Raw genomic sequence first — 12,275 nt, forward strand, 5'->3', positions numbered from 1 at the left:
GACAGCAGAAAACAAGAACAGGCCGCCCAAACGGCGGCCGCCAAGAGGAGATCAACATGTTGCACAGCGGTATCCGGCGGGTGATACCCCCGCTGCTTTTGCGCGAGCCGGTACTCGGTTTTGCCGTCATCTGGACCATCGTCATCTGGCTGGCCTATGGCGGCGGCACGCCATACATGGACGGCGCCATCGACTTCGTGAAGGTGATGGATTATCACAGCGGCGGCTTTGATCAGCTGTTCGCCCACTGGATGTCTGACCACCCGCCCCTCAAGGTCTGGCTCAGCTCGATGAGCTTTCATCTGTTCGGCGTGACCGCCCGCAGCTACAGCTTTCCCGGTGCGGTGTTCTTTGCCATCGGCGTGATTGCCTTCCACCAATTGCTGGTAAAAATCGCCGACGTGCGCACCGCCCGCATCGGCGCGCTGCTGCTGGCCTGCGATCCGCTGTTCAACTCGATCGCGCAATTCACCATGACCGACCTGATGGTGGCTGCGCTGTCGCTGACCTCGTTTGCCGCCTACGCGCACCAGCGCTGGCGCATCTGGCTGGCCGCCATGATCGGTGCGGTGATGGCCAAGGAAACCGCTGCGCTGCTGCCGGCCGCCTTCATCCTGCAATGGCTGCTGGGCTGGCTGGTGGCCCGCCACGCCGGTGCGCCGCGCCCCGAATGGCGCAAGCTGCTGCTACCCATCGCCGCGCTGGGCACGCTGGCGGCATGGATAGTATCGTTGAAACTGCAAGGCCGCCCGGAATGGAGCGACTGGATTTTTGCCCCCACCGGCAATCAGCTGGGCGCTTTTGGCACCATCATGGCCAATATCCGTACCGGCGAGCTGTGGAACGACTACGCGGTACAAAACTGGTTGCACTTGTTCGTGCTCAATTTCCAGTGGGTATACACGCTGGCAGCGCTGTTCCTGATCAGCGGCAGCCTGTGGCACTGGTTCCACCGCAAGGACGACGAAGCCGCCGTCACTCCGGCGCTGTTCGCCACGCCGTGGCCGGCCATGCTGCTGTTCGGCAGCGGTTATGCGCTGCTGGTGCTCACCTTCCAGACCTACACCATCACCCGCTATGTCACGCCGGCCGCCGTGCTGCTGCTGGTGCCGGCCACCATGGCCATTTCACGCTGGCTCGATCGCAGCGGCGCATTGAGGCCCCTGCTGCTGAGCCTCGGGGTAGCGCTGATGGTGGTACGCATGTTCTGGTCGGTCGACCCGGTCTCGATCCGCATCTGGGGTCGCGAAATGGTGATGGGCCAGACCCTGTATGGCGTGAACCGCCAGCTGGCGGGCAACGACGGGCTGACCTACAACATGCAGTTCCAGCGCATCATCGCCGGTCGCACCCGCTTGCTGGACGAAGCTCGCCAGTCCACCGGCCCGGTGCGCGCGCCCGATTGCAACTGGGTCTTCCCCGATCCGCGCAACGACAAGCAGGTGACCGCCATCCTGGGCTATATCCCGCCCGGCACCGACCCGACCTGCCAGCCTTGAGGGTCTGATCGCCCGGATTGGCAAGCCACCGGCATCCAGCATCCGGCCAGGCCGGGTGCTTGCCGGCAACAGCAAGCGATGCACCGACGCTTGCCCTCACCACCGCGAGGGGGTCTCGCCGACTATCGTTCATGGCACGGGCTGCGCCTTGCTTTGCAGGCTACCCCTCACGCCAGACAGGCCGACGCAATGTCGGCCTTTTGCCTGCCAGCGGGAATCAACCGGCCAGCGTTTGCGCCAGCTTCTGGCCCAGCTTGCGGCCTTCGCGGATCGCGTAATTGGTGCCACGGTCTTCCGGGTAGATCTGCGCCATCGAGCACAGGTACAACCCCGGCTTCGGGCCTTGCTCGGCCGGGATCAGCGAGCTGTAGCGCTTTTCCACTACCGGCTGCGACCAGCGCGCCTTCCACACATTGTGGCGGATGATCCACTCGCGCTGGAAGGCAGGGAACATCTTCTGGATATGCGGCAGCGCGTAGTCCAGCACCTCGTCCGGGCTCATGGCATACATCGCCTCGGTATGCGGCAGGTATTTGGACAGATAGACGATATGGCGGCCGCCATAGGTCTCGGCGTGCTCGAAGTTGGTGTGCTCGATCACCGCCACGAAGGGGAAGGTCGGGTCGTTGACGTTGAGCCAGTAGGTCTTGGACAAGCTCTGCTTGAGTTCCAGCACCAGGCAGACATTGGCGAGATAGTTGATGCGGTTGAGCTTGGCCAGATATTCCGGCTCGGCCCAGTCCTTCACCATGTCGGCAATCAGCGGCAATGCCGGCGTGGCGATCACGTTCTCGGCCTGCAACACGCCTTGCGGGGTGTGCACTTGCCACACGCCATCAACCTGCTCGAACTTGTTCACCGGGCTGTTGCGCACGATCACGCCACCCAGCGCCTCGAACCTGGCGGCCAGCGCATCGGCCAGCGCCACGAAGCCGCCCTTGAAATAGGCCAGGCGCTCTTCACCGCCCTTGCCGCGCGAACCGCCGCGCAGCTTGAGTTTGTTCCAGAACCATACGGCCGAGATCTGGTCGGCCACCGGGCCGAACTTGCCCTTGAGCAGCGGCTCCCACACCACCTTGTAGACCTTCTCGCCGCCCAGCTCGGTCAGCCATTCGGATGCGGTCTTGTTTTCCAGCTCCATCCAGTTCTCGACCTTGCGCGCGCGCAGCGCCAAGAGGCCGAGACGGATGCGGTCGAAAAACGGCAGCGGGGTGAACTTGAGCAAGTCCATCGGCGTGGACAGCTTGAAGAAGTTGTTGGCGAAATACACCCCGGTATTGGTCGGGTTGATCGCCACGCGCTCGTTCAGGCCCAGCTCGTCGATCAGGCCCATCACGGCCAGATCGTTGGTAAACCAGTGGTGATAGAAGCGGTCGAGCTTTTCGTCGCCCACGTCGAAGGCGGCGGCAAGGCCGCCCAGCTCGTTCTCGGCCTCCAGCACCGTGACGGCAATGCCCTTCTTGGCCAGTTCATACGCCGCCGACAGGCCGGAGAAGCCGCCGCCGATCACGGCCACGCGGGTGCTGGAAGGAAGTGCGTTCTGAGTCATGATTGCGGGTCCGTCTGTAGTTCGGCGTTGGATTTCGGTGAACGATGGGTAATCAGGTAGAGCCCGCCCGCGATGGTGGGCGGCAGCCACAACAGTGCATGCACCAGCAAGGCAAACGCAGTCGCAGCCTCGACACTGTTGGTGTGCCAGACCGTCATCGCCAGCCTGACCGGGAAATCAAAGGTGCCCACATAGCCCGGCGTGCTCGGGATCAGCGTGGCCAGCGTGCCCACCGGCAAGGCCAGCCAGCCCAGTATCGGCGTCACGACGGCGGGCAGGGCCAGCGCGGCGCAATAAAACAGCGTGCCTTCGGCCAGCCATGCCGCCAGCGACCAGCCCAGCAGCTTCAGCATGGTCGCACCTTTGGCAAGCTGTGCCAGCGTGCCCAAGCCCTTGTCTGCCTCTTGCTGCAATCTGGCGCCGACGGCCGGCGCAAAGCGGCTGACCAGTTTGACGCCAAGGCGCACCAGCGGTGCAAAAGCCTGCGGGAACAGCAAAGCGACCAGAATGATCAGCGCTGCAGCAAACAGAAAACCGACGCCAAAGCGTGCAAACGTGGCGGCATTGAGCTGGAAAGCCAGCAGCGCGCCGCCCAGCATCACGATGACCATCAGCAGATCGAGCAGGCGCTCGACAAACAGGGTGGCCAGCACCGTGCCCGAAGTAGTGCCAAGGCGACGGTTGAACGCGAACGCGCGCATCACGTCGCCGGCGCGGAAAGGCAACACATTGTTGGCGGCAAAGCTCGCCAGAAACGGCCCTGCACAGGCAAGACGCGTCAGCTGCGGCGCATCGTGCTGCAGCATGGTATGCCAGCGCGAAATGCGGCAGGCATAGCCCACCGTGAAGGCGAGCAAGGCGGCGGCTATCCAGCCCGGGCGGGCTTGTGCCAGTGTATTGCCCAGCTCGTGCCAGTCGAGGTTGCGCGCAATCAGCCAGCAGAACAACGCTGCCAGCACGGCGCCGATGATCAGGCGTAGCCAGGATTTCTTGTTTTTCATGACGGACTCACACGCGACCGGCCCGGATGGGCCGATCTCGTCATTTGCGATCGACGACCGGGCTGCGGCTGAACTGAGGTGCATGGTCACCCGGGTAACCGATGTATTCCTGCACCACGTAGAGCGGGCGACGCTTCACTTCACTGTAAATGCGGCCGATGTATTCACCCAGAATGCCCACACACACCAGCTGCACGCCGCCAATGAACAGTACGGCGATCATCAGCGCGGTCCAGCCTTCCACCCACACATTGGTGAACACGCGCAGGAACAGCGCATACAGGATGCCGAACAGCGACAGGCTGGCAGCCGCCATGCCAAGGCCGATGGACATCTGCAGCGGCTTGCTGGAGAAGGACATGATGCCGTCAGTGGCAAACTTGAGCATCTTGCGCAGCGGGTACTTGGTCTCGCCGGCAAAGCGCTCGGCGCGGCGGTACGGCAGGGCGGTCTGCTTGAAGCCGGCCCAGCTGACCATGCCGCGCACAAAGCGGTCGCGCTCGGGCATGGCGCGGATCACGTCGACCACGTTGCGGCTCATCAGGCGGAAGTCGCCGGTATCAAGCGGGATGGGCACATCGGAGAGTTTATTGAGCAGGCGATAGAAGCTGCGTGCAGTGGCGCGTTTGAAGGCGGTCTCGCCCGGGCGCTCGGTACGCACGCCGTAGACCACGTCGTAGCCCTCGCGCCATTTGGCGATCATTTCACTCACGACTTCGGGCGGGTCTTGCAGGTCGGCGTCGATCAGCACCACGGCGTCGCCACGCGCGGCGTCGATTCCGGCAGAGACGGCGATCTGGTGACCGAAGTTGCGCGCAAAACCGACGATGCGGACATTGGCATTGCTGGCGGCCTCTGCCTTGAGCAAGGCACGCGTGCCGTCACGGCTGCCGTCGTCGACGAAAATCAGCTCGACATCCAGATCGGTCAAGGTGGCGCTGAAGGCGTTCAGGCGCTTGATCGTTTCCTGGATGACTTCCTCTTCGTTGTAACACGGTACAACGATGGATAGCAGTGGGTGTTTCAATTCCTCATCCTCTTCCGGGTACGAGGATGGCGCCGGCCAGTGAGTGCCGCGCGCAGCGCTGGCCCCCCGATCTCGTTCTCCACCCTCGATTGCTTTTTTTGTAGTTGTCAGCCATCCCCTTACAAGGATGCCGCGTTGCATTGATACCACATTCACACGCAGTCGACCAGCACCGGCCAACGGCAGGCGCAATCAGCGCTCGGCAGCAGCCTCGCCCTGCGTCGGGTGCTCCTTGAACGCCCACAGGCGGCTGCCCGCAAAGTGCCATACAAAGCAGATGCCGGTGGTAATGAACTGCGCCACAAAATAGTTGCGCTTCATGAAGGGGTAGCCGGTGAGCAGCGACATCAACAGGTAGTTGAGCACCCAGCCCACGGCCAGCACGGCGTAATAGCGCGTGGCGGCATGCAGGTGTGATTTGCTGCTCTCGAAGGTAAAGATGTAATTGAGAACGTAATTGGCAATCGAGCCCAGCAAAAAGCCGACCGCAGACGAACCCGGTTCGCTCGCGCCCAGATAGCGCACACCGATGAACAATGTCAGATACTGGATGCCGGTGCCGACGAGCCCCACCGAAGCAGCCTTGATGATTTGCCTGCGCCAACTCATGCGCCTGTGCCCTGAAGTAATGATTGGCTGCGCCGCGGCAAAGGGCCGCGCATCAAGCCAGCAAGGAGCAGACCATAGCAAGCAGCGGCAGGCGATGCAAACCCGCGCGCCGGGCGACGTCACGCCGCGCCACACTGAAGCTGTGGCGCGGCTCACAACAGGCTCAACCGAACAGGTTTTTAAGCCCGCCCAGCAACTCGTTTACATCGCCACCCTCGGTCGGCAGGGTCCCGTTGGGGGTGAGCTGATCAACCAGCTGCGGCAACACGCCGGAGAGCTGGCTGGCAGCCTGCTGCGGATCGACGCCCAGTTTTTGCGCAATCCCGGCCAGTGCATCGCTGCCCAGCACGCCTTGCAGCTGATCGGCCGAAACCGGCAGATTCTGCCCGGTCGAGACCCAGGACTGCACCAGCTCGCCCAGCCCGCCTTGCTGGAAGGCATTGACCAGCCCGCCCAGCCCGCCATGCTGTTCGACCAGTTGCGACACTGCCCCCAGCATGCCCTGCTGCCCGTTGTCCTGCCCCAGCAATCCACCCAGTTGATCCAGCAAACTCATGGTCAGTTTCCTTGTGCTTGCAGCGGAACCGATTCCGCTGCCCAGCACTCAATGTAGCGGTAGCAGATGGCGCTTGCGTGTCAGCCAGCCGGGCGGTTTTCGGAGCACGACAGGCATCAACGTGCTGATGTCATAAGCGGTTGACACGGCAAACCAATCGTCACACAGCGCGAACCAAGCCTCACAGACAGCCCCCAAGGCCGGTGCAATGCTGGAATCGTTGGTAGGGCAAAGGTGCCCACCGCTCGTTACCCCGGAGATCGACCATGAAAGCACTGCGCAACATTCTGCTGGCCTTGACCACAACAGGCCTGATGCTGACCGGCACCGCATTCGCTGCCGACGCATCCGCCCCGGCCCACAAGCCGGCGCACCACGCTCACCATGCCAAGAAGCACGCTTCCGAGCCGCAAAAGGCGCAGGCCAAGAAGCACCACAAGAAGGCATCGGCCGCACAAAAGGCCCAAGCCAAGAAGCATCACAAGAAGGCTTCCGCTGCCCAGAAGGCCCAAGCGAAGAAGCATCACCACAAGGCATCGGCTGCACAGAAGGCGCAGGCCAAGAAGCATCACCACAAGGCTTCGGCTGCACAAAAGGCTCAAGCCAAGAAGCATCACCACAAGGCTTCGGCTGCACAAAAAGCGCAAGCCAAGAAGCATCACCACAAGGCTTCGGCTGCACAAAAGGCACAAGCCAAGAAGCATCATCACAAGGCTTCGGCTGCGCAAAAGGCACAAGCCAAGAAGCACAAGCATCACAAGGCGCATGCTCAAAAGGCGCAAGCCAAGAAGCATCGCAAGCACAAGTAATCGTCGCCCCTCCGGGCCGGTTGCAACAGAAAACCCCGCTTGTGCGGGGTTTTTTAATTGCTGCGTGTATCGCGCATCTTGCCGCCGGGCATATTGCCCGCAAAACGCCATCATTCTTGACCTTGCAGCCTCACAGCGGATTCTTCACCGCCAGCAAGCTGGTGAACTGCATCTCCGGCAGCGGCGGGTGGAAATGGAAGCCCTGCGCCAGCTGGCAACCCAATCCGCGCAAAAAGTCGGCCTGCTCGGCAGTTTCCACGCCCTCGGCAATCACGCCCAGCCCCAGGTTGTCGGCGATGTCGATGATGGAGCGCACGATGGCCTCATCCCGCCGCGTGCCCGGCACGTTGCGAATGAATGAACGGTCGATTTTCAGATAGTCGATCGAAAACTGCTGCAGATAGGCCAGGTTGGAATAGCCAGTGCCAAAATCATCCAGCGCAAAGCTGCAGCCGGCCTCGCGCAAGGTGGAGAGCATGGCTTCCAGCCGTTCGTTGTTGCGCATCAGCACGGTTTCGGTCATTTCGATTTCCAGCCGCCCCGGCGGAATGCCGTGCTGGGCCAGCAGCTGGGTGACCGTTTCGGCAAACAGCGGCCGGAACTGCAGGCCGGACACATTGATGGCCAGCCGCTGGATATACAGCCCGGCTTCGTCCCACGCGCGCAGCTGACGCAGCGCCTCTTCCACCACCCAGGCGCCGATGGGCACGATCAGGCCGGTTTCTTCGGCAAAAGGGATGAAATCGGCCGGTGATACGTAACCCTTGACCGGGTGCTTCCAGCGCAGCAGCGCCTCGGCACCGACGATATGGCCCGACGCCAGATTGAGCTGCGGCTGGTAGAACAGCTCGAACTCATGCCGTTCCAGCGCAAAGCGCAAATCGGTTTCCAGCTTGAGGCGCTCCAGCGAGCGCCGGTTCATCTCATGCGAGTAAAACAGGTGCGCATGGTTGCCCTGCTTGGCACGGTACATCGCGACCGAAGCCTGGTTGATCAGCTTCTCGGCATCCAGCCCGTCGTCCGGATAGACACTGATGCCGATATTGGCCAGCAAGGCCACCTCGGTGGCGACGCCGTGGAAGTCGATCATGAAGGGTTCATCGATGCGGCGCAGGATACGTTCGGCCACGATGACGGCATCCTCGCGCTGCTGGATATCGAACAGCGCAATGTAGAACTCGTCGCCACCAAAGCGCGATATCACGTCCTCTTCGCGCAGGCATTCCTTGATGCGCGCGGCGATTTCAGCCAGCAGCCGGTCTGCCGCAGCGTGGCCAAATGAATCGTTTACGTCCTTGAAGCCAGCGATATTGAAGCACAGTATGGCGCCGTGGCGATGATAGCGGCGCGCCTCGGCCAGCGCCTGCTCGATCAGGATGAACAGCAGCGCCCGGTTGGGCATGGCGGTCAGCGTGTCGTAGTAGGCCAGCCGGTGGATTTGCGCCTCGGCCGCCACGCGCTCGGTCTGGTCGTTGAACACCGCCAGATAGTGGGTGAGCTGGCCACGCTCGTTGCTCACCGCCGTCACGTTGAGGCGCACCGGATACTGGTCACCACTGGCACGGGTATCAACCAGCTCGCCCTCCCAATGGCCGACAGTGGCCAGCGCCGCGTCCAGCTCGGCCTTGGCGCGCGCATTCAATGCGTCTTCACGCAGGAAGCGCGGCGTTTTGCCCACCGCCTCGCTGGCGCGATAGCCGGTGATGAATTCGTAGGCCTGGTTGACGATGACGATCTGCAGCCGGGCATCGATCACCGCCACCGCGTCGTTGGCCTGCTCGAAAATCATGCCGTACAGGCGGTTTTTTTCTTCGGCGGCCAGCCGCTCGGTGATGTCGCGCAGATAGCCGATCATGTAGATCGGCCGGCCTTCGGCATCGCGCGTCAGCGACAGGTGCACATTGGCCCAGAAAGCATCGCCGTTCTTGCGCCGGCGCAGCACTTCCATCTCGCCACGCCCCTGCTGCATCACGGTATTGAGCAGCTCGGCCTCGCGCTCGCTCTCGTTGGCGTACAGCACCAGGATGTGCTTGCCGATGATCTCTTCCGGCGTGTAGCCAAACAGCCGCTCGGCGCCCCGGCTCCAGCCGGTGATATAGCCATCGAGGTCGAGCGTAAGCAGCGATGCCTCCAGCGACCCCAGCAATGTCTGCGGCAAGTGGATATCGCCAGGCAGATCGTCGGGCGCCAGCATCATGCGGCCACCATGGTGAAAAGCTGCCGGGTCCAGAACGCAGCCCCCACCTCGCATTCCAGCCAGTCGCGCCATGCGCTGCCGCCCGGCCAGTCGGTAAAGTCATCGGTGATGCCGTGCTCGAGCCGGTTCAGCCGCGTCAATGCTTCACCCAGCTCGCCACTGTTGTCGATCAGCGCACGGCTGACCTGCTCGGGCAAGGGCAGCGGCGCAATCAAATCGGCCAACGGGATGCCGAACAAACAATCCAGACAGGACAGCATGCCGGTAAAGAACGCACTGTCCGGCGCACAACTGCCCAGCCAGCCCCTGCCTGCCCACAGCTCCAACCGGCGCGCACGCAGCGCAGCCACCACCAGCAGGGGCGGCATGGCCTCGCCGGGGCCGAATTGCTCGGCATACATCAGGAGCTGCAACCAGCGCTGCAACTGGCGCCGCCCCAGCAGGGTGATGGCCTGGCGCAGGCTGCCTGCCTTGGCATTGCCACTGATGGCCACCGAGTTGACCAGCTTGAGCATGCTCACGGTCAATTGCGGCGCCTTGGCAAATACCGCCTCCAGATCCTGGCTGTCGGCATCACGGGCGATCAGGCCCAGCAATTCGAGCAATACCGGCTGCGTGGGCTGCGGCTTGCTGCCGCGCGCGCTGGCCACGGTCGGCCACGCGCCACAGCACCAGGCATTGGCCGGCAGCGCGGAAAATGCCGCCAGGCTGTGTACATCGGCAACAAACTGCTGCATGCCGGCTGGCCCGGGCTGCTCGGACTCTGCTTGCCACACGGCATGGGGCGGCAATGGCTCGGTCTGCGCATTGCACAGCGCAAGGAGATTGCCGGCCACCGGTTCGGGCGGCAGCAGTCCGGCCGGATAGAGCAGCGGCAGATCGCGCAGCAGATATTCCCCCGCTATCCGCTCGGTGGTCAGCGGCAACACTGCCGGGTCGACATGCAGGCGCAAGCCCACCCAACGACGGTCAGAACACCAGACGGGCTCCAGCAGTGGACGAACAGGAAGTTTGGGCGGCATCGTCAACAGGAAAGAAAATCTCTACAAATACCCTAGCCAGCGCCGCTTACAACAGCAAGTGCTGAATGGCAGATGCAGACTTGCGCCGCCTGTCGGCCAAGCGCTACACGAAGCTGTTCTTGCGCTAACCATCGATAAAGTCAGGGTTATTCCCGATAACCCCGCAATGCAGCAACACCTAGCATTCGCGCCAATAACGCCCTTCATGCGTGCAATTTGGAGACACCCATGCGATTTGCTCCACGCCAACTGGCACTTGCCCTGGCCATTACCCTGGCCGCCGGTACTGCTGCCGCAGCAGGCAAGACCCTGATTTTCTGCTCTGAAGGCAGCCCGGCCGGCTTCGATCCGGCGCGCTACACCACCAGCACCGACTTCGATGCCAGTGCCGAAACTGTCTTCAACCGCCTGAGCGAATTCGAACCGGGCAGCACCAAGGTACGCCCCGGTCTGGCCGAAAAGTGGAGCGTCAGCGCCGATGGCCTGACCTACACCTTCAACCTGCGCAAGGGCGTGAAGTTTCACACCACTGCTTACTTCAAGCCGACACGCGACTTCAACGCCGACGACGCGGTGTTCACACTGCAACGCCTGATCGACAAGAACCTGCCGTTCAACAAGGCCGCGCCAGCCGAATACAGCTACGCCACCGACATGGGGCTGGATACCAATATCGTCGCGGTGAGCAAGCTTGATCCGTACACGGTGCAGGTCAAGCTCAAGGCCGTGGATGCGGCCTTCATCCAGAACCTGGCGATGTCGTTCGCGTCGGTGCAATCGGCCGAATACGCCGAGCAACTGCTCAAGGCCGGCAAGGCCAACATGATCAACGTCGAGCCGGTCGGCACCGGCCCCTTTGTGTTCAAGAGCTACCAGAAGGATGCCGCGATCCGCTTCGAGGCCAACCCGGGCTACTGGCGCAAGGACGAAGTGAAGCTGGACAAGCTGATCTTCGCCATCACGCCGGATGCCTCGGTGCGCTACCAGAAGCTGCAGAAGAACGAGTGCCAGGTCATGGCCTACCCGCGCCCGGCCGACCTCAAGGCCATGCAGGCCAACCCGCAACTGGCCGTGGCCAGCCAGGCGGGGTTCAACGAAGGCTGGATTGCCTATAACGTGAAGCACAAGCCGCTGGACAAGCTGGAAGTGCGCCAGGCACTGGACATGGCGATCAACAAGAAAGCCATCATCGACGCGGTGTATCAAGGTGCCGGCCAACTGGCCACCAACCCGATGCCGCCCACGCAGTGGTCGTTCAACAAGACGCTGAAGGATGCACCACTCGACGTCGCCAAGGCCAAGTCGCTGCTGGCCAAGGCCGGTGTGGGCAATGGCTTTGAAATCACGCTGTGGGCCATGCCGGTACAACGCCCCTACAACCCCAACGCCAAGCTGATGGCCGAAATGATCCAGGCCGACTGGGCCAAGATCGGCGTGAAAGCCAAGATCGTCACCTATGAGTGGGGCGAGTACATCAAGCGTTCCAAGGGCGGCGAACACGATGCCATGACCATAGGCTGGACCGGCGACAACGGCGACCCGGATAACTGGCTGGGCGTGAACCTGGGTTGCGAGGCCGTCGGCGGCAACAACTACTCGCAGTGGTGCGACAAGAAGTTCGACGATCTGGTGGTGAAAGCCCGCTCGCTGAGCAACCAGGCCGAGCGCACCAAGCTGTATGAACAAGCGCAAGTGGTGTTCAAGGAGCAGGTGCCGTTCACGCCGATCGCGCACTCCACCGTCTATGTGCCGATGCGCAAGGAAGTGACCGGCTACAAGATCAGCCCGTTCGGCCTGACCTCGTTCTACGGGGTTGGCCTGAAGTAAACGTGCCGGTAACCGCTCTGGTTGCCGCGCGCCCAAATACGGCCCGCGTTATGCTCGCGGGCCGTTGTCATTGCTGCCGTGCCACACGGCAGCTTCCCGACAGCCTGTTTCAAACCTAGATTTAAATCCTGACCCCGCAAGGGGATGGCCACCAGCGCTGCCGGGCAGCGCAGGGAGAC

At 62.4% G+C, this 12,275-nt stretch carries 10 protein-coding genes; 3 read left to right on the top strand and 7 right to left on the bottom strand.

What is annotated here, in order from left to right; translation table 11 throughout:
• The first annotated feature begins 56 nt into the window (after positions 1–56).
• On the top strand, positions 57–1,499 hold the full coding sequence (locus B9A19_RS12585; protein ID WP_176216917.1) for an ArnT family glycosyltransferase: 1,443 nt from the start codon (positions 57–59) through the stop codon (positions 1,497–1,499).
• 217 nt (positions 1,500–1,716) lie between these two features.
• Here B9A19_RS12585 and B9A19_RS12590 read toward each other — a convergent pair whose 3' ends face one another.
• From B9A19_RS12590 to B9A19_RS12610, 5 genes are all read right to left on the bottom strand, one after another.
• Positions 1,717–3,048: an NAD(P)/FAD-dependent oxidoreductase gene (locus B9A19_RS12590; RefSeq protein ID WP_084091152.1), complete on the bottom strand. Its 1,332-nt coding sequence runs from the start codon at positions 3,046–3,048 to the stop codon at positions 1,717–1,719.
• Positions 3,045–4,049 carry a lysylphosphatidylglycerol synthase transmembrane domain-containing protein gene (locus tag B9A19_RS12595; protein WP_084091153.1) on the bottom strand — a complete coding sequence of 335 codons (1,005 nt, stop codon included), beginning with the start codon at positions 4,047–4,049 and terminating at the stop codon, positions 3,045–3,047. Before B9A19_RS12595 ends, B9A19_RS12590 begins: the two co-directional genes overlap by 4 nt.
• Positions 4,050–4,089: 40 nt before the next feature.
• Positions 4,090–5,076: a glycosyltransferase family 2 protein gene (locus B9A19_RS12600; RefSeq protein WP_245804339.1), complete on the bottom strand. Its 987-nt coding sequence runs from the start codon at positions 5,074–5,076 to the stop codon at positions 4,090–4,092.
• Positions 5,077–5,268: 192 nt separating this feature from the next.
• Positions 5,269–5,685, bottom strand: coding sequence for a GtrA family protein (locus B9A19_RS12605; protein WP_084091154.1), 417 nt, complete (start codon positions 5,683–5,685; stop codon positions 5,269–5,271).
• 163 nt (positions 5,686–5,848) lie between these two features.
• On the bottom strand, positions 5,849–6,241 hold the full coding sequence (locus B9A19_RS12610) for a YidB family protein (RefSeq protein WP_084091155.1): 393 nt from the start codon (positions 6,239–6,241) through the stop codon (positions 5,849–5,851).
• Positions 6,242–6,507: 266 nt separating this feature from the next.
• On the opposite strand from B9A19_RS12610, the gene B9A19_RS12615 reads away from it, so the two are divergent.
• Positions 6,508–7,050: a hypothetical protein gene (locus B9A19_RS12615; protein ID WP_084091156.1), complete on the top strand. Its 543-nt coding sequence runs from the start codon at positions 6,508–6,510 to the stop codon at positions 7,048–7,050.
• Positions 7,051–7,180: 130 nt separating this feature from the next.
• Here B9A19_RS12615 and B9A19_RS12620 read toward each other — a convergent pair whose 3' ends face one another.
• A complete protein-coding gene (locus B9A19_RS12620) occupies positions 7,181–9,247 on the bottom strand; it encodes a putative bifunctional diguanylate cyclase/phosphodiesterase (protein ID WP_176216918.1) in 2,067 nt (688 codons plus the stop codon).
• Positions 9,244–10,269 carry an HDOD domain-containing protein gene (locus B9A19_RS12625; RefSeq protein WP_084091158.1) on the bottom strand — a complete coding sequence of 342 codons (1,026 nt, stop codon included), beginning with the start codon at positions 10,267–10,269 and terminating at the stop codon, positions 9,244–9,246. The genes B9A19_RS12620 and B9A19_RS12625 overlap by 4 nt, the downstream gene beginning before the upstream one ends.
• A gap of 228 nt (positions 10,270–10,497) precedes the next feature.
• Between B9A19_RS12625 and B9A19_RS12630 the strand changes: the two genes are divergently transcribed.
• Positions 10,498–12,096, top strand: coding sequence for an ABC transporter substrate-binding protein (locus B9A19_RS12630; protein WP_084091159.1), 1,599 nt, complete (start codon positions 10,498–10,500; stop codon positions 12,094–12,096).
• Positions 12,097–12,275: the final 179 nt, after the last annotated feature.

It is taken from the genome of Andreprevotia lacus DSM 23236, from assembly GCF_900176275.1.
Lineage (GTDB): Bacteria > Pseudomonadota > Gammaproteobacteria > Burkholderiales > Chitinibacteraceae > Andreprevotia > Andreprevotia lacus.